This is a genomic window from Bacteroides xylanisolvens (assembly GCF_018289135.1).
GTDB classification, from domain to species: domain Bacteria; phylum Bacteroidota; class Bacteroidia; order Bacteroidales; family Bacteroidaceae; genus Bacteroides; species Bacteroides xylanisolvens.
Genome location: NZ_CP072217.1, coordinates 1 through 21,939 on the forward strand (window position 1 = coordinate 1; position 21,939 = coordinate 21,939).

At 47.3% G+C, this 21,939-nt stretch carries 27 protein-coding genes; 6 read left to right on the top strand and 21 right to left on the bottom strand.

Translation table 11 applies throughout. The features are described 5' to 3' along the window. Positions 1–54 precede the first annotated feature (54 nt). Positions 55–1,095 carry a replication initiation protein gene (locus INE92_RS26015; RefSeq protein WP_005648610.1) on the top strand — a complete coding sequence of 347 codons (1,041 nt, stop codon included), beginning with the start codon at positions 55–57 and terminating at the stop codon, positions 1,093–1,095. A 275-nt stretch (positions 1,096–1,370) separates the two neighbouring features. Here the strand turns inward: INE92_RS26015 and INE92_RS26020 are convergent, their stop codons facing one another. Next, positions 1,371–2,057 (bottom strand): SprT-like domain-containing protein, encoded by a 687-nt coding sequence (locus INE92_RS26020; protein WP_005842205.1) that lies wholly within the window; start codon positions 2,055–2,057, stop codon positions 1,371–1,373. A 315-nt stretch (positions 2,058–2,372) separates the two neighbouring features. Between INE92_RS26020 and INE92_RS26025 the strand changes: the two genes are divergently transcribed. Further along, positions 2,373–2,765 (top strand): hypothetical protein, encoded by a 393-nt coding sequence (locus tag INE92_RS26025; protein ID WP_005648570.1) that lies wholly within the window; start codon positions 2,373–2,375, stop codon positions 2,763–2,765. Positions 2,766–2,837: 72 nt separating this feature from the next. On the opposite strand, the gene INE92_RS26030 is transcribed toward INE92_RS26025, so the two are convergent. The 3 genes from INE92_RS26030 to INE92_RS26040 form a co-directional block, all read right to left on the bottom strand. Then, positions 2,838–3,395 (bottom strand): hypothetical protein, encoded by a 558-nt coding sequence (locus tag INE92_RS26030; RefSeq protein ID WP_225018426.1) that lies wholly within the window; start codon positions 3,393–3,395, stop codon positions 2,838–2,840. Further along, on the bottom strand, positions 3,314–3,841 hold the full coding sequence (locus INE92_RS26035) for a hypothetical protein (RefSeq protein ID WP_005648574.1): 528 nt from the start codon (positions 3,839–3,841) through the stop codon (positions 3,314–3,316). The genes INE92_RS26030 and INE92_RS26035 overlap by 82 nt, the downstream gene beginning before the upstream one ends. Positions 3,842–4,013: 172 nt before the next feature. Next, complete coding sequence (locus INE92_RS26040) at positions 4,014–5,030, bottom strand: ArdC family protein (protein ID WP_005648576.1); 1,017 nt, start codon at positions 5,028–5,030, stop codon at positions 4,014–4,016. A gap of 336 nt (positions 5,031–5,366) precedes the next feature. On the opposite strand from INE92_RS26040, the gene INE92_RS26045 reads away from it, so the two are divergent. Continuing rightward, positions 5,367–5,717, top strand: a complete 351-nt coding sequence (locus tag INE92_RS26045) for a hypothetical protein (protein WP_212702088.1) — start codon at positions 5,367–5,369, stop codon at positions 5,715–5,717. Positions 5,718–5,897: 180 nt separating this feature from the next. Here INE92_RS26045 and INE92_RS26050 read toward each other — a convergent pair whose 3' ends face one another. The 5 genes from INE92_RS26050 to INE92_RS26070 all read right to left on the bottom strand — a co-directional run bounded on the left by INE92_RS26050 (position 5,898) and on the right by INE92_RS26070 (position 9,769). Next, entirely contained in the window at positions 5,898–6,296 is a 399-nt protein-coding gene (locus INE92_RS26050) for a hypothetical protein (protein ID WP_005648588.1), read from the bottom strand. 22 nt (positions 6,297–6,318) lie between these two features. Beyond that, the gene (locus tag INE92_RS26055) at positions 6,319–7,827 is read right to left on the bottom strand and encodes a Fic family protein (RefSeq protein WP_005648590.1); all 1,509 of its coding nucleotides are present in this window, start codon (positions 7,825–7,827) and stop codon (positions 6,319–6,321) included. A gap of 127 nt (positions 7,828–7,954) precedes the next feature. Then, on the bottom strand, positions 7,955–8,593 hold the full coding sequence (locus tag INE92_RS26060; protein WP_005648594.1) for a recombinase family protein: 639 nt from the start codon (positions 8,591–8,593) through the stop codon (positions 7,955–7,957). Between the two features lie 12 nt (positions 8,594–8,605). Continuing rightward, complete coding sequence (locus INE92_RS26065) at positions 8,606–9,436, bottom strand: virulence RhuM family protein (RefSeq protein ID WP_005648596.1); 831 nt, start codon at positions 9,434–9,436, stop codon at positions 8,606–8,608. Between the two features lie 3 nt (positions 9,437–9,439). Then, complete coding sequence (locus INE92_RS26070; protein WP_004327465.1) at positions 9,440–9,769, bottom strand: hypothetical protein; 330 nt, start codon at positions 9,767–9,769, stop codon at positions 9,440–9,442. Between the two features lie 287 nt (positions 9,770–10,056). On the opposite strand from INE92_RS26070, the gene INE92_RS26075 reads away from it, so the two are divergent. Together INE92_RS26075 and INE92_RS26080 are read left to right on the top strand one after the other, a co-directional pair. Continuing rightward, entirely contained in the window at positions 10,057–10,815 is a 759-nt protein-coding gene (locus tag INE92_RS26075) for a ParA family protein (RefSeq protein ID WP_005842209.1), read from the top strand. 4 nt (positions 10,816–10,819) lie between these two features. Next, complete coding sequence (locus tag INE92_RS26080) at positions 10,820–11,077, top strand: hypothetical protein (RefSeq protein ID WP_005648607.1); 258 nt, start codon at positions 10,820–10,822, stop codon at positions 11,075–11,077. 188 nt (positions 11,078–11,265) lie between these two features. Here the strand turns inward: INE92_RS26080 and INE92_RS26085 are convergent, their stop codons facing one another. Genes INE92_RS26085 through INE92_RS26095 form a run of 3 tightly spaced genes read right to left on the bottom strand, consistent with a single transcriptional unit; the run spans position 11,266 to position 14,568 of the window. Then, on the bottom strand, positions 11,266–12,387 hold the full coding sequence (locus INE92_RS26085) for a fimbrillin family protein (RefSeq protein WP_212702089.1): 1,122 nt from the start codon (positions 12,385–12,387) through the stop codon (positions 11,266–11,268). Between the two features lie 43 nt (positions 12,388–12,430). Further along, positions 12,431–13,351, bottom strand: a complete 921-nt coding sequence (locus INE92_RS26090) for a DUF5119 domain-containing protein (protein WP_195305769.1) — start codon at positions 13,349–13,351, stop codon at positions 12,431–12,433. After that, a complete protein-coding gene (locus INE92_RS26095; RefSeq protein ID WP_212702090.1) occupies positions 13,348–14,568 on the bottom strand; it encodes a DUF3575 domain-containing protein in 1,221 nt (406 codons plus the stop codon). The genes INE92_RS26090 and INE92_RS26095 overlap by 4 nt, the downstream gene beginning before the upstream one ends. Before the next feature lie 313 nt (positions 14,569–14,881). Here INE92_RS26095 and INE92_RS26100 point away from each other — a divergent pair, with 313 nt between their 5' ends. Then, positions 14,882–15,940, top strand: a complete 1,059-nt coding sequence (locus INE92_RS26100; RefSeq protein WP_212702092.1) for a helix-turn-helix domain-containing protein — start codon at positions 14,882–14,884, stop codon at positions 15,938–15,940. Between the two features lie 128 nt (positions 15,941–16,068). Here INE92_RS26100 and INE92_RS26105 read toward each other — a convergent pair whose 3' ends face one another. The 9 genes from INE92_RS26105 to INE92_RS26145 all read right to left on the bottom strand — a co-directional run bounded on the left by INE92_RS26105 (position 16,069) and on the right by INE92_RS26145 (position 21,936). Next, positions 16,069–16,524: a DUF4425 family protein gene (locus tag INE92_RS26105; RefSeq protein ID WP_007659490.1), complete on the bottom strand. Its 456-nt coding sequence runs from the start codon at positions 16,522–16,524 to the stop codon at positions 16,069–16,071. An 18-nt stretch (positions 16,525–16,542) separates the two neighbouring features. Further along, complete coding sequence (locus INE92_RS26110) at positions 16,543–17,049, bottom strand: conjugal transfer protein TraO (protein ID WP_005842170.1); 507 nt, start codon at positions 17,047–17,049, stop codon at positions 16,543–16,545. A gap of 4 nt (positions 17,050–17,053) precedes the next feature. Beyond that, positions 17,054–17,740, bottom strand: coding sequence for a hypothetical protein (locus INE92_RS26115; protein WP_229095222.1), 687 nt, complete (start codon positions 17,738–17,740; stop codon positions 17,054–17,056). Between the two features lie 31 nt (positions 17,741–17,771). Further along, a complete protein-coding gene (locus INE92_RS26120; protein WP_005842174.1) occupies positions 17,772–17,981 on the bottom strand; it encodes a helix-turn-helix transcriptional regulator in 210 nt (69 codons plus the stop codon). Then, positions 17,968–18,534, bottom strand: coding sequence for a M23 family metallopeptidase (locus INE92_RS26125; protein ID WP_007659497.1), 567 nt, complete (start codon positions 18,532–18,534; stop codon positions 17,968–17,970). Before INE92_RS26125 ends, INE92_RS26120 begins: the two co-directional genes overlap by 14 nt. Then, entirely contained in the window at positions 18,518–19,615 is a 1,098-nt protein-coding gene (gene traN / locus INE92_RS26130; RefSeq protein WP_005842179.1) for a conjugative transposon protein TraN, read from the bottom strand. Before traN ends, INE92_RS26125 begins: the two co-directional genes overlap by 17 nt. After that, positions 19,612–20,328, bottom strand: a complete 717-nt coding sequence (gene traM / locus INE92_RS26135; protein ID WP_225659886.1) for a conjugative transposon protein TraM — start codon at positions 20,326–20,328, stop codon at positions 19,612–19,614. The genes traN and traM overlap by 4 nt, the downstream gene beginning before the upstream one ends. A gap of 178 nt (positions 20,329–20,506) precedes the next feature. After that, positions 20,507–21,151: a hypothetical protein gene (locus tag INE92_RS26140; RefSeq protein WP_005842183.1), complete on the bottom strand. Its 645-nt coding sequence runs from the start codon at positions 21,149–21,151 to the stop codon at positions 20,507–20,509. A gap of 11 nt (positions 21,152–21,162) precedes the next feature. Beyond that, a complete protein-coding gene (locus INE92_RS26145) occupies positions 21,163–21,936 on the bottom strand; it encodes a hypothetical protein (RefSeq protein WP_005842185.1) in 774 nt (257 codons plus the stop codon). Between the last annotated feature and the right edge of the window lie 3 nt (positions 21,937–21,939).

The window sequence follows — 21,939 nt, forward strand, 5'->3', positions numbered from 1 at the left end:
TTGGCGGTATCTTTTATTTCTTTAACTTTGTCCCGAACTCAAAAAAAAAAGCCTATGGCGACCAACGACATCACCCTCTATATTCCTCCTACGGAGGAAGAAGTAATGTTAATCCAGCCGAATAACGTAACATTCGGCCAGTACTCTGTGACCGAGTGGCAAGAAAACCTCCTGACGCTCATAAGCGACCAGATCCAGCAACACATGACCAGGGAAAAACAACTGCCTAAAGACCTCTTTAACCAGCCTGTCGTCGAGATCAAATGCGACGAAGCCGGGGGGAAGAACAACAAGAGCAAAGTTCTGAAAGAGGCTATCGCCATGATGCGGAAAAACTTTTCCTTTCGCTGGGTGCATCCCAATATCCACCAGACGGTGGAAACGTTCGGGGTGGTGATAACGACGGTACACAACATCAAAGGCACAAACCGGGTAGCCCTGACGCTCAACCCCTGGGCGATCCCTTTCCTGCTCTACTACGGTACGGGTGTCGGCGGTACAAGGTACGGGAAGAACATCGCCTTAACCCTCCGGGGCAATTACACCAAGCGGCTCTACAAGATCATTTGCAGCCAACGGGACAGACGGGAGTATTATTACTCGATCGACCAATTCTGCAAAGACCTGGAGATCCCGGCCTCCTACTCGAATGCACAGATCGACCAAAAGGTTTTAAGGCCTGCACAGACACGAATCAAGGAAAGCGAGGCCGATGTATGGTTCGATTACAAATTCATCTGCAAAACGCCTAAAAAGGGGCAAAAACCGAAAGCCGACACGATTATCCTGTTCATCCATGCGAGAAATCCCCAAGAACTGCGAGGCGACCAGCAACAACAATACTCGTTCGTTTACCGTTGGGTTTACGGTGCTTTAAGCTATCCGAGCGACAACACCCCGGTAAGGGCACTCGACAAGATCCTGGAAAGCGGACGGCTGAAAGACGTGTACGACCGTTGTGCATATTACGACGATAAGGTTTGCAGCGGTGAAATGAGTACAGCCCACGCACAAAATTCACTGGCAAAGATGCTGCGTGAGGATTTCGGTATCAAGGCCAGGGGGAAAAAGAAAGATCCCGACCTGTTTGGTTAAATCCGGAAGATTTTCTATATTTGTGTGCGGCCGGGGTGGTTCCCGTCCGTCTGGGGGCTGACGGCTATTGCACGTCAAGCCTTAAAAGTGGGGCGAATTGACGTATTACGACATCCCCACTTTTTCATATACCCCTATATTGTAATGCACATTACAATAATACTAAAATACTAAGATTAGTATAGACTTATCTTAGTATTTTAGTAAAACGAGTATGCTTGAAATCTGCCTCCGGCGGGGTTTTTACTGGGGGCTTCTGACCTTTGCACTGTTTCCTATTGTTCCGTAAAATCAGTGTCGCACAGTCCGCACCTTAACACCAGCCCGGATTTTCCCCACACGTTACAGCCGCACCCACAGGTGTATTTCTTCCGCTTTCCGCTTTTGCTCTCCCCCTCGTCCGGATCTTCCGGTTCTTCCGTTTCGTCCCCGTCGCTTCCGGCGATGCGGATCGGCCGGGTAGGTACGGCCGCCAAAGTCGGCTTGTACCTAAGCCGCAAGTTTTGCAGATCCTCCCGGCTTAGCGTATTGAAAACCTGCTCGAACTTCCCTCCCGGAATGATATAATGCGTAATGCTCTGGCCTGTCCTTTTGCCTCCGGCCTCCCCGGTGTCGGACGGCATCAGTCCGACCTGGATCATCTTGTCAGCCCATTGCGAATTATGATACCCTCCCCGGCTCGGCCTGCCGAAATCCTCCTGCCACAAATGGCACATTTCATGTACCAGGGTAGAATGCCAGTCCCGATCTTCCCGGTTCATAAAATCGGGGTTGATGCTGATCTCGTGAACGACCTTTTTTTCCTGCCCGTCCCCTCTCCAACGGTTGGCGGCGAAAAAGCCGAACGCCCCACCGTGACGGGACATATTCACGATACATTCCGAAAGCTCACCGTTAAAAATTGCGTCGTTGTAAAACTGATACAAGTCGTCCAACGTCTTAAACTGGATCGTCGTTATCATAAGCCTTTTGTTTTTCAATCTGAATGCAAAGATACGGATATTTTTGTAATGTACATTACAAAAATACTAAAATACTAATATTAGTATAACCGGATATAAAAGATACCCATTTTACTAAAATACTTGAATAAGTACACGTTACGTTTACAAAATACACTACTGTAATGCGCATTACAAAAATACTATTTTTAGTATTTACTAAAAAAAGCGCATCTATCCCAAAGATTATTCGAGAGATTTTTTTATCTTTCGACCGAAGAATCCCGGAACGGAAATATTAAAAATATCCACGTTCCCAATAAACCATATACGCCCATGTTTCCAAATTACAAAGACTTTCAGATAGCTGTTTACTACACGCTGGGAAAAGCACTTCCCAAGCATATAGAGGAAGTGCAGACGGAGATCATCGAGAATTTCGATATAAAATACAATTCCCCCATGCTCGCACACCCGTTACTGCGTACCCCCATTTACGAGAAAATCATCCTCCGTATATTAGATACAATGGAAGATTTAAAAGAGATCCGCTTTTCCGACGACCGTACCCATGTCGTCCTTACCGGAAGGGGTAAACATCTCCTGGACGAGTACGAGAATGAAATGAATCAGAGGTTGCCTTTCATCATAAGCCGTAAAAAGTTCAAACGTCACACCCAAGAAGAGTTAGCTAAGGCATACCGGGAACTCAATGAATATCCCGATTAGTTTTTCTCCCAGGATTGAGCGTACGAACTAAAATACTAAAAGTAGTATCTACTATTTTTAGTAGATGTAGTATCAAACGAAACGTTTCTTTAAGGCGATGATCGGGTTTATCATCGTCTTGTACATTTCCAGGGGTTCACCCATAAGCTCGCACCGGATTAGGTGTATCAGCCTCTCGTCTTTCGGATCTGTCGGCTGCGGCTGGCAGTCCTTTCCCGTCCTGGTCTGATCCTCCAGTTCGGCCACTAAAATATACTGGAGCGTAAAGATGTCGGCCACGGTTTCCACCTCTCCGGCCACCTGTCGGTATAACTTCCGGTACTCCGGCCAACGTTCGGTATCATAGATATTCGCCTCGATATAGGCGTTTATCTGCGGAGTGGTGGCCGTCTGCTCGATTTCCACACCGGAAAGCCTGCGGATCACCTCTATTTTAAGTTTTTTCCCGGTAAACTTCTGTTTCGGCCTTAACCCGTATTGCGGCATTTCCCCCAGGGAGATAAACGGCTCTTTATCCCCCTTTCTCCGGTAAATGAAATATTCCGCTATCATCGTTCGGGGATATTCAAAACGTGATCCACTAACAGGGCTTTGTCCTCCGGATTTGCCTTTATCCAGAACAGCGACCAATTCAAGGCGTTTCCATACTCGTTAATACCGTTTTCCCGGACGGTCTGCCCGGCTGTCGGGGAAATCCCTTTCAGGCATGAAAGCGCATTATTATTGCCAAACATGGCATATCTGTTAAAGGCTTCCAACTCGAAAGGATAAATATCAAACCTTTTCTTTCCCTGGACGACCTGCGCAACAATCCGGCTATCATAGTCCGGATATTTGTCGGGTTCGACCTTAATCCCCAGGTTCTCCAGCAAAGCCCGGTTTATCCGATCGTCCGTCCCCAAATAAAACTGAAAGAAATCCCCGTCATACCCCCTGTATTTGCCTAAAAGATGCGCATACAGTTCCGCATCCACTTTTCCGTAAATACAACTCTTTATAAAATCCTCGTCGATACGGTTTCCTGCTATCGCATTGGAAACAACATCAATAATCTGTATAATCTTCGGTTTGTTCATATTACATTATTTTATCTACAAATATATATCTATCCAATCAAAAAACGCATTATCAGAGCTATGAAAGCGAAACGGAGTGTAGCGGCAAAGCGTTTTTTGGTTCTTTTTGGGGCGAGTGCCAAAAAGAACTCCCCCCGAAAGGCTGTCCCCCTTTCGGGGGATCTTCCTTGTATCATGCCACCTGTTCCGCTTCATCTGCTGCCGTTTCCTCGCTTTCTACGGAGATATTCAGTTTCCCGGCTATCATCTTGACAATTTTCATAGCGTCGGCCAGTACGTTTAAAATGAACTTGGGTTCTTCCCGGATCGCCTTTATCCAGCTTTTCAGATAAGCTGCGTTTTCAGTGCGTATATGTTCGGCTATCCCGAAAAACATTCCTGCCAGGGCTGCGGCGAACTCGGCCGTTAATTCCTCCTTGCCGTATTCCTCTGATCCGAACGGGTGCGCAAGATCCCGGTTCAATCGGGTGGGGTGTCCCGTGGAATGTCCCATTTCATGCAGAAGCGTTTCGTAAAAGCTCTGCATATCGACGAACTGCGAGCGAAGCGGCACTACGATATAATCGGCTAAAGGAGAATAGAAAGCCCTGTCGCCTTGCTGCTCCCGTATCGGGCAAAACCAGCTTTTCGCCTCCAGCATGGCGTCTATTTCGGGGTGCGCCTCTCCGGTTGTCCCGTCGGGCTGCTCTGCCTGTCCCCCTCTGAACTTCTCCCTTAACGCTTCCCATTCTTCCGGCCTCACGTCCGAAAAATTGGTCTGATCCAGGTTAAAGACCGAGTAATATTTATAGGTCGGTATAACGTTGTATTCCTGTTGCTGCTCCCGGCTTAACGCCTTGTATTCCTCAAAGGTTATTTTCTTGCGTGTTTCCTTGTGGTACACGTAGAAAAGGAAGTAATAGACCGGAAACGATTTCGATCCTTTCAGCACGGAGATCCCGGCCTCTTTCGCCTGGTTGAATGTCATAAATACGGGTGTCTGGTACTGGAATTTCTCGCAAAGGAAAAGAAGTAAAAAGGCGTTACCTCCGGCGTACCTGCGTCCTGTGAGGTTCTGCGGAAAGAAATTGCGTGTATTCGCCGCAATGGTGATCCAGGGCTTTTGCCAATTGTCCTCTACCTGCTGGATCTTCTCGATCATCAAATTTGCAAACTGTTGCGCTGCCTTGTCGAAATAATCAGTTTTCATAACTACGTCCCCCGTTCTTTATCCTGGTGGGTGAGCCAGTTCTAAAGGTTGTTATCTCTTTTTCTATACCTCTAATATAGCACTTTTATTTGAGATATGCAAGTATTTAAACAACATTTAACTAACTATTTATCAGATAATTATATGAAAAAGTAGTATTTTAGTATATACTAAATTTAGTATTTACTACCTGATTTTTTCCGATAGTAAACTCCCCACCTCGCACCCTCTCCCCCCCAAAAAACCTTGCGGATGCCTAAGATTCCGATGTTTTTGTATCAAGACAACCTCATTTTGGTTTTTCGGGGCTGTCGGTGTGGTCATCTTGCGTTTACCTTGACCGGGGTTTTTGTCTGCAAAGGTCAAGGTAAACGCAAGGCGGCCACGCCGGAAAAACTAAAATACCTCTCTCCCCTGAAAGGGGGGTTAAAACCGGGTTCGACAATCGGCTACCGGAGTACCCGGATTGTGCCGATCAGTGAAAAGTCAGGCGGCTTTTATCCGGCTGGCTTCACCGAACGGCTCTATCCGGAAATAGCCTACCTTAATCGGGTGGGTGGGTGTATTCATGCGTTAGGGATTGCAGTGGAAAGCCCACAGCCTTTAGGCGAGGACTTGGAGGCGGAAAGCCCGACCGTTTACGGGAACGCCCAAATCCTCCAAAAGAAAAGCGTACTAATATACTAAAATACTAAAAGTAGTAAATACTACATTCCAGGGAACAAGCCTCTATTCTTTTTAAAATCAATCCAGAAAAGCCATAAAATCCTTGTATAAACGAGATATACTCCCTATATTTGCGTAGTAATCCCCTGTTGTCCCTGTCGCAAGACAAACTCCAGGGTTTTGTTTTTATATACTCCCCCCCTATACGGTAGCGTATGGATCTTTTTCCTGAATCACCTTTTTAATCTTGAACAGCCGTTCTTTGGTTAGCGGCTTTATAGTTTCCGGATCCTCACCGTCGAATGTTTCCCCGAAGATCAGATCGTCCACCTCCAGGCCATGATTAAAATTCTCCCTGATACAGTCCCTTAGCAACCAAAGGTTTTTGAGGTTCACCCAATCGGCCGTTATGTTCCTGATCCTTCTAAACATGATTATCGCAGTACGAAAATAATGCCCCACATGATCGTAATCATGGCAAACCCGTTTATCCAGATAATAAACATCTATTTCCTGGTTTTCTTCATCCTCCGCGATCCGGCAAAGGCAGAACGGGATCTGCTCCAGTTTATCCCATTCGATATATTCCGTTGATTTCATATTGTCATTATTATAAATATCATTACTTGACCAATGATGCGATTACTTTCGTAAACTCCGAAATATCCCCCTCCACGCTGGCCTTTTCCAACGCTTTCATATATTCTTTTCTACGCTCCACCGGAACAACCGTCCAGTTATAGCCTCCAGACGCAAGCATGGCGTTCAAGACGAACCGTCCCATTCTCCCGTTCCCGTCCATATAGGGGTGAATATACACGAAAAAGAAGTGTCCCAAGACAGCCCTTACCGCCGGGTGCGGCTCATTCTTCAAGAGATCGAAAAGGACGGGCATAGCGTCCCTGACCGCTTTCGGGTTCAACGGGATATGTTGCGATCCCCGTATATAGACCTGCCCGGTACGATAACCCACAAGATCCTCCCTTTGCAAGATCCCCACCGTAACGAACGGCATCCACATCTGCATATACCAGACCGGATGATCCGCCCTTACCGCTTCCCCTGCGTTCTTTCCTTTCAGTATATCGGCGATCGTCCCCCTGACAGCCTGGAACGCCTGGTAATACCCACGTGCCACCAGTGCGTTTTTATGCTCCTTATCTTCTTCCTCCGGCTTCCAGTTCCCGACACGCACTTTCTCGATCAGTTCCGGGGAAACCCTATATCCCTCGATCGAGAGAGAATGATAAGCGTCCTCCGAATACTTTTCATCGACGGATCTCAAATACCCCTCCACGTCATCAATCTTTCCAGGGGCTTCGGGAAACAGTTCTACAACCTTATCCCTCATGTTCTCCCACATCAGGCGCAAGCGTGTGACGTAAGGCGACACCTCATAAACAAGGGGCGTTCGTGGCTGATCCTCGAACGGATCTTCTTCTCTCACGTCATACCCGAACCCCCGCATCGTGGAAACGATGCTGTCGGCGATTTCGCTGTTCCCGATGTTCCGGAACGCCCCGGCTATTCTTCCGGCACGAAGCGAAGCCCCGTTTTTCGTCAGTACCTTTAATATATCGGCAGCGTCCCGTATCATGGCCAGGCAGGTGCGGGCTGCGATCTTCTCCACCTGGAAATATCTCGGCGTGGTATATACCAGGGCTTCGGCAAGCGGATAGAGATTAAGGCCGTATTCCGGCTCTTTATATACCTGATCCGGGATCTCGCTTTGAAACACCAAAAGCGAGGTATCATACATCAGCTTTTGCGTGTTGTTATGGCCTTTCGGCGATTTGATAACCACCTGTACGGGCACGGTCGTTTTCCCCGAATACAGATCCAACGACTGGTCGGCCGTCAAACACCACCGTTCCCCCAGCCGGACGGCCGCATATTTCGCAATAAAATACCAGAATGAGGTGTACCAGACCGTCGTATCCCCCTCTGTTCCCGGCCTGGCCGCAATATACCAGCCTTTCATTACTTCCTGCAACCAGCCGTTATCCAACAGCCGGGTTAAATGCGTCCTCCCTATCTCGGCCGTCCCTTGCAGGACGACACAGCGGTCTTTCTCCTGGAGCTTTCTTAATTCCTCCAGTGAAGCCGCCATTTTCTCCGCCATTGTTGCCATAACCGTTTTTATTTAGATTCTGATTATTTTCGTGCAAATACTCGTTTTTAGGCACGCGCAAATACTCGTTTTTAATTACGTGCATTTACTCGTATTTGTTGCAAAAATACAATATTTGTTCCGATAATCAGCTATTAATGAAGTCTTTTTTTACTTGTTGTATCGTCGAAACGGCCTTTCCCGTGAGCTTCGCCACGTTCCGGATCGAGTAGCCTTTCTTCAACAAGGCGATCGCCTCCCGGTATTCCTCTTTCCTCTGTTCGGCCGTTTTCCGGCTTCCCGGCTTCCGTCCCAGCCTGCCCCCTTTCTGGATGTACAACTCCCGTCCGCTATTAAGGCGGTCAATGATCCCCTGGCGTTCGATTGCGGCCAGTTCCCCCAATAGGGTAGTAATCAGAGAGGACAAGGGGTTTACCGTCTTGTCCGGCCGTAATGTTTCCAGGTTCAAGTTTTGGATATACACGCATATTTTATGCGTGTGCAGCGTATCGAGTGCCTTTAGTATCTCCAGGGTGGAACGCCCCAGGCGTGAGATCTCGGTCAGCAACAGCATATCCACCCGGTTCTGCGGATCTGTGCAGTATTCCAGGCAACGGCTTAAAACCGGGCGTTCGATATTGGCCTTTCGTCCGCTTATCTTTTCCTCAAAGACCGCCGTCACCTCGTACCCCCGTCCGGCTGCGAACCTCTCCAGATCGACAACCTGCCGTTCGGTCGATTGCCTGGCCGACTGCGAGCTTACACGTGAATAGATAACCACATTCATAGACAAGGGATATTATAACAGGTCAGTTATCACAGCCGCCGGAATATCCAGCTTTGAGAAAGCGAACATCTTTTTCCCCAGATCCTTTAACGAGGCTCCGATATGGTACACGTCCGTTTCATCAACGATCAGGAAACGGTCGTGACTGTCCCGGTACGTCCTGATGTCGATAGGTGGGTACTGGCTGTTATGCCTGTCAAGATCAAGTTGGAGTTGCTGCGTGATACGCTGTGTGTAAATGGTGGCCGAGACACCGACGCTGCGTTTACTCAACATGAGCAAGACCGTTTCGTCCACATAGTTGTCGATAAGCACGATCGAACGCCTGGCCGACTTTACCAGATCGGTGGCGAACTTGTACGCATCGAAAATCTGGCCGTTATAAAAAATGCCTTCGACCGGGGGCAAGGCAGTACGCACGAAAAAATCTATCTTCTCGGTATGTTGAGCGACAGTCCTTTCAAGTTCTGACAAACGTTTATTAATGGAATACCCCTTTAAAAGATAATCCTTTAATACACTATTCGCCCATTTCCTAAAAAGGGTTGCGTTCTTGCTATTAACCCGATATCCTATTGACAGAATCGCATCAAGATTATAATATTTAGTAGTATATCTCTGTTTGCCGTCATTACCCATATGTTCCAAAATGGAACATGTGCTATCTATATCAAGTTCGCCGCTTTTGTAAATGTTGTTCAAATGTTTGGTAATAGCTGGCCTTTTAGTCCCGAACAAGTCGGCTATTTGTTCTTGTGTCAGCCAAACGGTTTCATCTTCCAACCTCACTTCCAACTTGACCGCTTCATCCGGCTGGTATAATATGATTTCTCCCTGTTCCATTGCTTACTTACCTTTTCTTAATTCATCAAGCCTCTGCATCGCACCGCTGAACTTCTCACCAAACATCATATCATCGGGCAAAACAAACCAGGTGGGAATACCTCTCGACTGTGGATTACCTATACATTCATCTTGCCCGTTCTGTTTGCGGTAATCGTCCCATTCACTATAAGCGATGTTCCAACGAATACCTAATTTATAGGTATTTTCCCATTTAATAATAGCCAGTGAATAGGCCGGATCATCTTTGCCGTCATAAATCACTTCTACAACTTCAACCACCCCTTTAGGGGAATTTATAAACTTCGGATTTTTATACGAATAAGTGCTCATGTCTTTTATTTTTTATTTATAGCACACAAAGATACTCAAAAACAAATATATACATATATACATACGTATGATTAACGTATAAAAACATTTATGGTTATTCTAATCTTTGATTAATTCCGGTACAGAAACAAAACGTACCGAAAGACGGAAACAGGATTTATTTCGGTACGCTTCCCCGATCGGCACAAAAAACACGCAAAAAACGGAAAATACTACTTTTAGTATTTTAGTATATTAGTATTTTAACTATATTTGCGGACATGACAACCATTTAAAAAACTGAATTTATGAGCAAAGCAAAAGTAATCTCCGTATTGAATCACAAGGGGGGAGTAGGAAAGACCACAACCACGATCAACCTGGGCGGTGCGTTACGTCAAAAAGGGTACAAGGTTCTTTTGATCGACCTTGACGGGCAGGCCAACCTGACCGAATCGCTGGGCTTCTCCGCGGAGCTTCCCCAAACGATCTACGGCGCGATGAAAGGCGAATACGACCTGCCGATCTACGAGCATAAGGACGGTCTTAGAGTCGTTCCCTCCTGCCTGGATCTCTCGGCCGTTGAAACGGAGTTAATCAACGAGGCCGGGCGGGAACTTATCTTAGCCCACCTTATCAAGGGCCAAAAGGAAAAATTCGATTATATCCTGATCGACTGCCCCCCCTCGCTGTCGCTGCTCACGCTTAACGCACTGACGGCCTCGGATCGGTTGATTATCCCGGTTCAGGCTCAATTCCTGGCAATGCGTGGAATGGCCAAACTTATGCAGGTCGTCCACAAGGTGCAGCAACGTTTGAACTCGGATCTTTCGATCGCCGGGGTCCTGATAACCCAGTACGACGGAAGAAAGAACCTGAACAAGAGCGTTTCGGAACTGGTACAGGAAACATTCCAGGGCAAAGTGTTCAGCACCCATATACGCAACGCCATTACGCTGGCCGAAGCCCCGACACAAGGGCAGGATATTTTTCACTATGCCCCAAAATCTGCCGGGGCAGAGGACTACGAGAAGGTATGTAACGAACTGCTAACAGAAATAAAGTAACCATATGGCAAAGAAGAACGATTTAAAAAACAGTATGTCGGCCGGGCTGACCGGGGGATTAGACAGCCTGATCCAATCCACGGCCGGGCAAAAAGAGGCTCAAAAGCCGAAGAAAGCGAAAACCGTGCATTGTAATTTTGTCATGGACGAAACCTATCACCAGAACTTAAAGCTGATCGCGATCCGCAAAGGCGATTCGCTAAAATCGGTATTGCAAGAGGCTATATCTGACTACTTGGATAAAAACAGTTCCCTGCTATAACAGCGTATCGGGAATATACAGGGCAAACACTCCACAAAAGAAATTCTCCAGGAAAAAGGTACGCAAAAAGCACCCCTACACATCAAAAAGTATATTGAAAATGCGATTCCCTATAAAAAACCCGTTGGCAGGGTTAATCTTGCGTATGTTTAACCTGCCAACGGGTACGATATTAATAAACGTTTGGATTAAGGTTGGACGTTTACGTCTTTATCTGCATCAACCCAGCCTGTTGTCTCTGCATCAAACCGGATCGGATTCAACACAGCCTCTCCCTGATCATCATAACCACCACCGAAAATCAACGTGTAGATATGACGCTTGCCCTGTTCCCATGTATCTCCGAACGGAACATAAATTGTTTTGTATTCGCTTGCTGAACCCAACAGATAAGCTCCGGACTGCCGGATTTTGCAGGCGATCTCCAGATAACATTGCTTCGCATTATCGGCCTCCAACTTGCTTTTGGTGGCTGTTTCGGAAACTTTCCAAGCAGTCAGCTCCTGTGGTATATTCAGCATAGGAGTATTTGTGGTAATATCGGTAGCTTCGGTATTGCTATTGACCGTGATGTTTGCGTTTTTCACTACGGTAAATGCGTGTGGAAATGCTAAATCAGACGAACTCCAATTTCCCGTTCCATCGGCTGCCGCAGGCAATGTGAAGGCGCCGGCAAATTTGAAATTATGAATCTTGATCACGTCGATGTCCACCTGCATGTTATCGTATTGGGTCTTTGCTTTGAATACGACCTGTGACAGAATATGTTTGAAATTAAATTTCACTATTCCGTTGTTCATGTCTTTTGTCTGGCCTTTGGCCATGGCATACATCACGTCGTAGTTTGCATGAGTAGTACCGCTTCCATACTCATCCATGCAGGTATAACTTATCTTTTGGACATCCTTGGTGGTTTCCCAACTATAAAACGCCATCATGTCTTCACTAACCGTTCCGGGATTGAACGCGTAAAAGTCCAAAGCCTCGGTAGGCCAATAACGAAGGTCGCTCGCATTGTCATAATCCCACTTACCATTTTTGTACACGATCTTCACTCCGTCATGTTCAAATTCCGTGTCGACCTTTCCCATGAAGGCAGTACCATCCGCCGTAAAAGCGAACACGTCGAAATCGGTGTTCTTCAAGTTGGTGTTGGTAGTAGGGGTAGCCCTCGTTTCCGCCGCATTACTTAACACGTTAAAACCAATCGCATTTCGTGAGGAGGTTTCCACATTCGCAATCTCCTCTTCTGAGCAACTCATCAGTAGTACTCCAAAGATTGCCCAAAGCATTACTGTACTTTTTTTCATAAAATGAATAAAATTGTTAATAAATATAATTAATAAAACTCGATTACAACACTATATCCACATTCACATCATCCCAATCATCAACGTCCACATCAAATCCCGGACCGCCACTTCCCGGCTCGGATGGTACCTCATAATCAAAATTCAACACCAGATGCACATCACCGATATGCCCCGCTACCGGGACATCATGCACTTGGTCGCTCACGTCCTGTTCCAATACAGACATGCTGCCTGAACGGTTCTTGAGATACAGCCGGAAAACATTGGGCTCTCCTTCAAGTGCGGAATGTCCAAACGTATAGAATCCGCCTATAATCTGATTCCGTGAAACCATTCCATCAAAGAGCAGGCTCTCCGAAAGATCGGCGGGCAAACTGTCGCCGGACATGTTAAGCGAGCCGGACATGCCGGAAAGAGCGGCCCGCAAATCCGCCACCCTGTCCAGTCCCCGAATTCCGTTCACCTCATACGTGTAGTGACATACCATGTTTACGGGAGTTAGCCGTATTATCTTCGTGCTTCCTTCCGGAATGTCCTTGAGGATAACTCTGTCTATATGGTCGCCACACAGCCAGGGTGGGGTGACGGCCATTGTCCGGTTATCCGGCGACCGAACATCACGCGTATCGGCAGTAAAAAGCGTGTAACTGCCGTTTTCTTTCCAAACCATCCCGTCGGTATCGTAGTTGAAGCAAATTACCCGGTAATCATTCTCGGGGAGCTCCACTTCCCCATCCTCTCCTCCGGGGAAATCAAATATCCACGTGTTGCTTTCATCATCGGTCGGATAAAATACGACCCTCATGCCTTCAGGCTTGTCATGATTGGAAATCTTGGTCCAGTCGAATACTACCCGCACCGTGGCAAAGTGCGGATGATCGTAACATAAATCCTTATGCTCACAAGCCGTCAGTCCCATCCATAAAAATATGAACACCAGACTAAAGCGTATCAGTATCACTGCCTGCCTCCTTTCTTCCGGCTATAATTCCCCCGCCCGATCAACCACACCAAAGAGATACCCGCCTTGGTCGGGCCGAACCAGCGGCGTTTTTTAGTGGTCTGCCATACATAGTGACCGTCCAAAGGGATGTACTCCTTGTACAATCCTCCAAGGTAGCCGATTCCCAACGTGAAATCCACATTGAACCGATGTCCCACAGGTAACGAGTAGCCGTAAGCCACGCCTCCCCCGTAACTCCATTTATCCCCCAAGTAACCTTTCCCACCCAATTCGAAATCATAGGTGACGATCTGCCCGTACAATCCGACATGATGCCCGGAAAACGGTTTTTCCACCGCTCTCCGACCGAACCAGCGGCGCAACTCCACATCTCCCCCATAGATACGCCAATAATTATGCTTCCGATCACTTTTCCACCAGGCATACATCCAATTCCCGGCCACAGACCAGTTCTTCCCCAAACAGAACTCAACCCCGATGTCAGGTATCAAAACAGCGTCATAAAGCAAGTTTGTTTTCACCGCCATGCAAAACGGCCGTTTCTTTACCGGAGCTATGACGGTAACGGTATCACGGATGCACAACGTATCACGTGTATGTATATATACCGTATCTCTGACGGGATTTATCGGATCACTATCATAGCATATTTTCACCATCGACGAACGAAGTTTCGGAAAATGGAATTTATACAAATATGAGTATGGCCTCCCCCCTTTCAGTCTTTTCAGTTCTCCCCCCAAATAAGGGCTGTCCTGGTTTTCCAAACGGACGATCTTCTCCAACAAACGAAGGACATCCTCCCTCTCCGGAACATTCACATCCGCTCTCACCATCGTTATAAGTCCGTTCCAGTCGCTTCCCGAAAAATGAAAATCCCTCTCCAATACCGGAATCTTTATATAAGGTGATATATACCGCCACAAAACCTCTGCTCGTTTTTCAGACAGCCTTCCATTCAACAGCCCCCCTCCTTCCGGGGAAGCTCCTCCTATTATTTGAATTTTCCTGATAAGACGGACGGAGTCGTTCAATGCGGAACAGATTTTAGCAAACCGCTCCATCTCGTTCCCATTGTCAAGTAAACATGTATCTATATTTACCTTTCCTTGATGAAAATAGATCCTTACCGAATCACGCTTCTCCTGAGCGGATATTTCTCCGCTTATACTCAACACGAGCACGAACAATACACATTTAATATAAAAAAACATCTTTTCGTCATTTAATCATTTGTTAATATGACAATCCAAACCCAGGCTTTTACACCCCCCTGAATTTCAACCGCTAAAGATATGCACCTATAAACCAACCTCCAAAGCAAAAAACAAGTATTTTAAACTTATAAATACTTAAAAAGACAACCACACAACAGCTACAACACTTACCACAGCAGCCAATCACGCTTACACAACAATTAAAAACACTTAACATCATAAAGAAAAGTACTTAAACATACAAAAAAAAAAAAAAACAGTTATTTTTGCAGGAAACATTATACTTAATAACACTTAAAACAATAAAACTATGAAATTCAGCACAAAAGCCGCTACTTTTCTAAGTTCAATAAAAACTCAAACTTACGACAAAAAAGAAAGCGAAATGATAATAACGTATCAACAAAAACGTGTCTTTCATCTATCCCTGCTCATGCTGGCCTTATGCGCACCCATATACATATATTCAGTTCCATTTCCCAATGAACAGTTTTATTATATTAACAGCGTATTATTCCTGTTTATCATTATGTGCACTCTCGCTTATTTTAAAAAGAGAGTAAATCTGACCACGACCTTTTCCATTATACTGATAGCCATACATATCGAGATTTTTATCGAGATAATTTATTGCTCAATATGTAGCGGATATGAATATAGTTATCAAAGAGCATTGATAATGAGTAACATTACTATCTCTCTCTTATTTACCATGCTTTCCATCTGTGCCTATATGAGTAATATCTCCATCCTATTGTCCTCCCTTATCATAGCTTCCTATACAATCTGCACACTTATCACCGACGAACCGTTCCTATACAGTTATCTGCCTTTGGTCATCATCATATACACCATGATCCCCTTATTAGGAAGATCCTTACACAGTAATATCAGCAGCTTGCTAAAAAGTAGCAACTTGCTAAAAGAGGAAGAGGAAATGCTTTTGAAACGTCTCCAAATGAAAAGGGAAGAACTATTCGCGTTCGCCGAGTTGTTAAGCGAGAATAACCCGGAAGAAAAGACAAACTCCCTGTTAAGCATAATAGGGGAACAATCCAAAGAAAATCTTTTTACAGCCCTTGCCGCACACCAGAAAAAGGAAAAAAGTAAACTTGATACAATCAGGAGAATATATCCCTATTTATCCCCGTCCGAATTAAACATCTGCCGTTTAATACTGCAAGACAAGACCGTCAGCCAAATATGCGAATTATTACATCGGAGTAGCGGAAACATAACCAGCCAACGAGCGAACATACGTGCCAAACTCGGACTGAAAAAAAGCGACAATTTAAAAGAAGCATTACAAGAACGCATGAGGCTGTATGAAGAAGAACACCGGCAAGAGGAGTTTTCAGCCATGCGTTAGGGATTGCAGAGTAAAGCCCACAGCCTTTAGGCGAGGACTTGGAGCGTAAAGCCCGACCGTCCCACGGGAACGCCCAAAAGAAAAAGAATCCCCCGAACATTCATCCGGGGGACATTCAGGCCGTCACGTCAATTATAATACAGATTAAGATCATCCGTACTTATCTCCTTCCCGTCCCGGAAAACAAGGCTCTTTTTCTCGATCTCCTTTCCGTTTTTGTAAACGGTCACTACCCACTGCATCGGCTCGTTCACAACGCCGTCCTCTCCGTCCACGACACCACCGGAAACGGCAAACTCGATCGCCTTTCCCGTCGTGCTTAACGTCACCTTTTCGACGGCCAGTTCTTCATCGCTTAGAATCACCGGGCTTGCGAGGCTTTCCCCCGTCGCCCCGTCTTTCAACTGCGTACCGTTGGCGACTACCACGACCGACTTAATGAAGCTGCGGAAATCTCCCGACTGCTCGATCGTTACCTCATACATCGCCCCTTTTCCTCCCGGTTCGTCGTCGTCCTTGCTGCAACCGACGAAACACAATGCCATGCACACGCATACGGCTGACAAATACAAATACTTTCTCATACCTTCAATTATTTAAGTTTATAAATAGATCACGCACCCCAGGCCGACATGGTTGTTATTCCGGAGAATGGAGTTAAACAACATTTCAAACCTGTATTCGGCAAAAAGAGCCACTTTCGGGCTTAGCAACATTTCCGGCCTTATCCCGACCTCGTACCCATACACGAAAGCCTTGCTTTTCTCCAGGTACACAAGATCGCTTTTCGCCTTGGCTTTCTGGTAGCCGATCGTCCCGGCTGCGATCCCCAGGAGCGAGAATTTCCGTCCTTTCAGGGCGTAATAGGCCAGCTCCGGGCCGACCGTCACGGTGTTTGCCTTTACCAGATCCCGGTTTAGATTCCGGTAATTAAGGTTTGCCCCCACCTTGAAAGCCTTGTACACCTTTCCAAAACCGAACGTCCCCTGCACCTGACTTTCATCCACGATATAGCCCAGCTTCACGTTCATATACTGGCTTCCGATATATTGTGCCCTGCACACGGCCACCAGGCACAAAAAGAGCGATAATACGGCAATTTTTCTCATAACCTCATTGATTTACTTGTATCGTTACATTCTCTTTCACTGGCAGACCGTAACGGCTTGAAACGGTAAACTCGATCACCGCCTGCCCGGTCGCATCCGGCCGGAACGTCACCAGGTTGTTTTTTTCCAGTGCCACGCCCTCGCCCCTTGTCGCATCATACCCGGAAATATACACCCGGCCGCTTCCCTTTACGAACCTGGCCGACGCTTTCACCCCGTAAAGTTCCGTATCAAGCTGCAAATAAAATTCCGCTTCCTCCGATACCAGCATAAGATCCGGCACGTTCTGGAAACGTATGTTTATCTCCGGGCTGGAAACTTTCAGTTTGATGCTGTCGGATCGTGTCACCAGTTCGCTGGCTACCCCCATGACGATATACGCCTCTCCCTCGGTTGCCGGGATAAAATCGAAATCCAGCCGATTGTTTGCCTTGAAATCATATTCAAACGTTTCTCCGGGGCTGTATTCGTTGTTATCCACCAGGATAACGCCGTCCCCGTCCCTGACCTCAAAGCGTGTCAATATCTGATCCCCGTTGTCCGGATCGAGATCCGAGATCGTAAGGGTGCAATTAATGGGCTTCCCCACTACGGCCGTATTGCCGTCTATACTTTTCAGCGTCACGGAAAAATCCCGGCTGACAAGTTTCAGTTCGTCGTCGCAAGACGACAAAAAGACCAAAGCGCACAAGGCGGTAACTAATTTTCTCATACGATTTATTTTATTTGTTCACGATAATACGGTCAAACAGAGCGTTCAGATCCACCCCTTTGCTCCTTAGAAAAGCGATGTATTTCACCACCACGGGGGCGGTTTCCGACTGCTCGATGTTGCAAAGCTGCTGGCGGCTGATCCCCATTTCCTCGGCAACGCTTTTCGCCGTCAGGCTTAGCCTGATCCTTTCTACTTTCAATTCATTACTTAGTTCCATAAATGAAATTTAAAGGGTTTATTCTCTTTTGGTTTTTTATCACCTCATAATGCAAATGATTCCCGGTACTTATCCCGGTGCTTCCCACGAACCCGATCACGTCCCCCTTTTCCACCTTCGCACCTTTCCGGGTGTAAATGAGTGTCAGATGTGCGTATCTGGTCTGAAATCCGAAACGGTGCGTAACGACTACCGTTTTCCCATATCCGGGCGTTTCACCTGCGAACGTCACCGTCCCACTGGCTGCGGCGTGTACGGTAGCCGCATACACCGCCGCCATATCCAGGCCTGCGTGAAACTGCCTTTCACCGCTTATCGGATGCGTCCGGTAGCCGTAACGGTCGGAGATCCGGTATTTCTCTTTCAGGGGTGCGACAGAGGGGACGAAACGGTAAATATCCCCGTCCTTTTGGACGATCCCCCACACCGGGGCGATGTCCCCGTAATCCCCTGCGGTCTGCAACACCTCCACGATCAGCGAACGTTTGTCCTGCGCCCCCACCCGGCCGACAGGGATCAGCGCAAGGATCGCAAGGCTAAATATCCTCCACATTCACGATGTCGCTGTTCTCCAGGTCAAAAAGAACGTGACGGCCTCCGTTCTTCTCGTTGATCTCGATACGGAAAACTTTCTCGTCCGGAATGGTGAACTTATCGAAAGCGATCACGTATTTCATCCGGCCGTTCCCCTCTATCCTGGGCGAATAATTCTCCGAGAACAAAGCCTGCTGATCCACTTCCTGGGATGCGGTCAGCTTGGCCGTTTTCTTGTCGATGATGTAATACCGGATATAATCTATATCATAAGGCAGTTTGCTTTTGTTCTCGATCTCAAAGGTAAACAGGAGCAAGTTATCATATATATGCAGGTTGTTCACGGAGAAAACGATCTTGTTGCGAACGATCCCCTTGTTGAATATCCCCCTTTTTGCGTTATATACCCGGCTCATGACCTGATCCCTTTCCCCGGCCGGGATAATGTTGTCGGTCAGGATCACGTTCGCCTTTTTCTCCGGCCGTTTCTCCCCTATCTCATAGACGAACGCCTCCGGCTGCTGCCGATAATCCACGTTGAACGTGTAGAACTTCCCCCCTTCGGTCGCCAGCGACACGTTTGTCTGCCTGGGAAATTCCTCCACCTTTCCCGTGGCTGCGATCATTCGCACGATATTCTCGGTATTCTCGGCCTTGCTTACCTGTATGCAGGTATCGCCGTAATCTATATAAATCACCTTTTCCGGTGCGATCAGGTGCGTTTGCGACACCTCATTCAGATAGATAGTGTCCGGCCGTATGCTCGACATATCGGGCAGGAAATAGTTCGTATGCTCCAGGCTGTCGGCATAGGTCACGTTAAACGAATAGAAAAAACCTCCCTCGGTCGCCACGCTGACGGTCGTCTGCTTGCTGAAACTTTTCCGGTTGGCCTTTATGCGCAAGATATTAGGCACGCTCTCCGGGTTATCGACGGCCACGAAGTCCGTAACGGCCTGGTTATACTTCACGGCCGAGGGGAATACAAGATGTATCGTCTTGGAATAATTCACTGCGATAGGCAGGCTTTCCACCGGGCGGATCTGCGCCCCGGCCGAGGAAACGGCCAACGCCAGGATAAAAGAACAAATAGCTTTCATTTCAGATATAGTTTATAGTTCGACTTCACGGTGACAACGACCTGGTTGTTCTTCTTCCGGAACACGCTCTTTGCCGCATTGCTCACCGCATTAACCCCCGTACTTAGAACGTCCGTCCCGTAAGAGGTAACGTTCATATCGCTAACCACCTCGTCGGCCGCCTCCTTTGTCGCTTCCGCCTTGATGTTCAAGGGCACATATATACCGGGCAGTCCGTCCCTGTCGTACACGGTCTTTTGCATCTCATAGATGCTGTTCCCGATCCGGACGGATTCAACCGTTATATTGATCCTGTCCTGTGCGAGCTTCACCACCCCGAAAACGGCCGTCCCCTTGTTAATCACCATGCCGCCGGGCAGTTGCATTTCTTGGAGCGTGACAAGTTTTATCACGCTCCCGTTCGTGATCTTCTGATCGCCCGACACAATGGCCTCTATCGTGTTTCCCTTGTTCTCCGGTTCTTCCCCCGAAAAGAAACGTCCTACTGTCCTTTCAGGCTCTTCCTTCTTCGGCGTTTCCTTTTTCGGCCGGGCTTTCGCCGTTCTCCGTTTCATGGCTGCGGCCGCTTTCAGACTGTCGGCTCTCTGGTTCTGCCTTAACTGTTCCTGCAAGGCTATCACTTCCGGATCTTCCCGGTACATAGCTCCCGAACGTTCCCGGTACACTTCATCGGTAAAATTCTCGTACTCCGGCCGTCCGTCCGTATTCATCATATCGTCCAGGGTAAAATCGCTTTGCTGCTGTGCCCTAAGCGAAGTGTTCACGCTCCCGTCCTCTTCCCGGTTGTCCCCTTTCCCGGTCAGTGCCAGCGTAACGGCCAGCACCACCAGCACGAAGATCCCCAGGGATGCGAACAGGATTATTTTTGTTTTCGTGGCCTTATCCATAGTGTTACTTTTTTTCAGGTTCTTGTTCTATCCGGACAATCTGCTGTATAAACTGGTTAAAGAAAAATCCCGTCACGTTCTCCGGAAATTGCGGCGTGGTTCTCACGATCTCCCCTTTCGTCCTGATAAGAAACCTTAGCTTCTGCCCCGAAACGCCGTAAATCGTCAGGGTGGAAGTGAAAGCCACCTTGTACGGCTCATTGTCCCCGGCGATCGTCTGGATGCTGTCTATCTCGCATTTATAGACCGCCCCGTTCTGCACCGCATCAAAATAGGCCTTATCATTATAATACTTTGAGAACACGGCATTCAGATCGTTCTTATTGACATAAAAAGCGGCGTGCGCCTGATTTTTTTTCAGGTTCAGGCGATCGAAGCTGTTAGCGTACCCGGTCGCCTCGGCGCACGTCTTTTTCACCAGGGCAAGAAACAGAGCCTCGCTATCCTCGGCGTGCGTTTTCAGGTACTCGCCGGATCGCTCCACCACGACCACCTTATCCAGTGCCGTAAAATTCACCACCAGTCCCCAGGCCAGCACCAGGACAACCACCACCAGGGCAAAGCCCAGGCACAATTTTAAGTTTACCGCTCCTTTGCGCTTGGCCTCGGCCAGTGTATCAAAATCTTTCAGTATATCGTCTTTATTCATAAGATCAGGATTTAAAACAGTTCACGACAAAATTTCACGCTTTTGGCAAACAGGAAAAGTTTGAACACGAAAGCGAAAAGAAGTCCCAGCATGGTATATTTGTTCTGTCCGCACATGTGCATGATATTCTCCGCAATGATAGACCCCAGGGCGTTGGCTATCAGGAACGCCGGGATCGTCATGTAACAGACAAACAGGTTTTTCAGGTATGCGTGCGTATAATGCCTCGTTTTCTCGTCCATGTAGAGTATTACGGCTATCGGCGTGACGATCTCCAGGAGTATAAGATACAGATACCGGGCTGACGCAAAGAAGAAAAATATATATTTCGTTGCGTACAGGAGTATCGTATAAGCCGCAATATTGAACGGCAGCATGATAACCTCCTGAATCTGCTGCCCTACCCAGTTATGCCGCCTTTGCACGTCCTCGATATAGTCCTTTGTAAAGGTTACGATCGCCTCGTCAATGCTTAGATCCACGTCCTCCTGATAATGGCTTATCAATTCGTTCTGAAGATTTCCAAGTGCCGTTTCCACGATCGTAAAGGCGAACGGTGCGACCATGATAATGGCGAACACATAAATATAGATATAGAACAGTTTGAAGAACTGTTTCATATCGACGGGCTTGTCCCCCTCGCTAAAGGCCTCTTTCCAGGCCGTCACGAACTTTTGTATCACGATGATAACGGCGATAAAGGAACAAAGGGCGATGATCCCCTGGCTGACGCCGTTCATCTTGACGGCCTCGTATGCGCTAATCACATTGTCGATCACTTCCATAGG

Bases quoted from the DNA above. Each gene is read 5' to 3' on its own strand.
- INE92_RS26015 (WP_005648610.1), top strand. From the start codon at position 55: ATGGCGACCAACGACATCACCCTCTATATTCCTCCTACGGAGGAAGAA.
- INE92_RS26020 (WP_005842205.1), bottom strand. From the start codon at position 2,057: ATGATAACGACGATCCAGTTTAAGACGTTGGACGACTTGTATCAGTTT.
- INE92_RS26025 (WP_005648570.1), top strand. From the start codon at position 2,373: ATGTTTCCAAATTACAAAGACTTTCAGATAGCTGTTTACTACACGCTG.
- INE92_RS26035 (WP_005648574.1), bottom strand. From the start codon at position 3,841: ATGAACAAACCGAAGATTATACAGATTATTGATGTTGTTTCCAATGCG.
- INE92_RS26040 (WP_005648576.1), bottom strand. From the start codon at position 5,030: ATGAAAACTGATTATTTCGACAAGGCAGCGCAACAGTTTGCAAATTTG.
- INE92_RS26050 (WP_005648588.1), bottom strand. From the start codon at position 6,296: ATGAAATCAACGGAATATATCGAATGGGATAAACTGGAGCAGATCCCG.
- INE92_RS26055 (WP_005648590.1), bottom strand. From the start codon at position 7,827: ATGGCAACAATGGCGGAGAAAATGGCGGCTTCACTGGAGGAATTAAGA.
- INE92_RS26060 (WP_005648594.1), bottom strand. From the start codon at position 8,593: ATGAATGTGGTTATCTATTCACGTGTAAGCTCGCAGTCGGCCAGGCAA.
- INE92_RS26065 (WP_005648596.1), bottom strand. From the start codon at position 9,436: ATGGAACAGGGAGAAATCATATTATACCAGCCGGATGAAGCGGTCAAG.
- INE92_RS26070 (WP_004327465.1), bottom strand. From the start codon at position 9,769: ATGAGCACTTATTCGTATAAAAATCCGAAGTTTATAAATTCCCCTAAA.
- INE92_RS26075 (WP_005842209.1), top strand. From the start codon at position 10,057: ATGAGCAAAGCAAAAGTAATCTCCGTATTGAATCACAAGGGGGGAGTA.
- INE92_RS26080 (WP_005648607.1), top strand. From the start codon at position 10,820: ATGGCAAAGAAGAACGATTTAAAAAACAGTATGTCGGCCGGGCTGACC.
- INE92_RS26085 (WP_212702089.1), bottom strand. From the start codon at position 12,387: ATGAAAAAAAGTACAGTAATGCTTTGGGCAATCTTTGGAGTACTACTG.
- INE92_RS26095 (WP_212702090.1), bottom strand. From the start codon at position 14,568: ATGTTTTTTTATATTAAATGTGTATTGTTCGTGCTCGTGTTGAGTATA.
- INE92_RS26100 (WP_212702092.1), top strand. From the start codon at position 14,882: ATGAAATTCAGCACAAAAGCCGCTACTTTTCTAAGTTCAATAAAAACT.
- INE92_RS26105 (WP_007659490.1), bottom strand. From the start codon at position 16,524: ATGAGAAAGTATTTGTATTTGTCAGCCGTATGCGTGTGCATGGCATTG.
- INE92_RS26110 (WP_005842170.1), bottom strand. From the start codon at position 17,049: ATGAGAAAAATTGCCGTATTATCGCTCTTTTTGTGCCTGGTGGCCGTG.
- INE92_RS26120 (WP_005842174.1), bottom strand. From the start codon at position 17,981: ATGGAACTAAGTAATGAATTGAAAGTAGAAAGGATCAGGCTAAGCCTG.
- INE92_RS26125 (WP_007659497.1), bottom strand. From the start codon at position 18,534: ATGTGGAGGATATTTAGCCTTGCGATCCTTGCGCTGATCCCTGTCGGC.
- traN (WP_005842179.1), bottom strand. From the start codon at position 19,615: ATGAAAGCTATTTGTTCTTTTATCCTGGCGTTGGCCGTTTCCTCGGCC.
- traM (WP_225659886.1), bottom strand. From the start codon at position 20,328: ATGATGAATACGGACGGACGGCCGGAGTACGAGAATTTTACCGATGAA.
- INE92_RS26140 (WP_005842183.1), bottom strand. From the start codon at position 21,151: ATGAATAAAGACGATATACTGAAAGATTTTGATACACTGGCCGAGGCC.
- INE92_RS26145 (WP_005842185.1), bottom strand. From the start codon at position 21,936: ATGGAAGTGATCGACAATGTGATTAGCGCATACGAGGCCGTCAAGATG.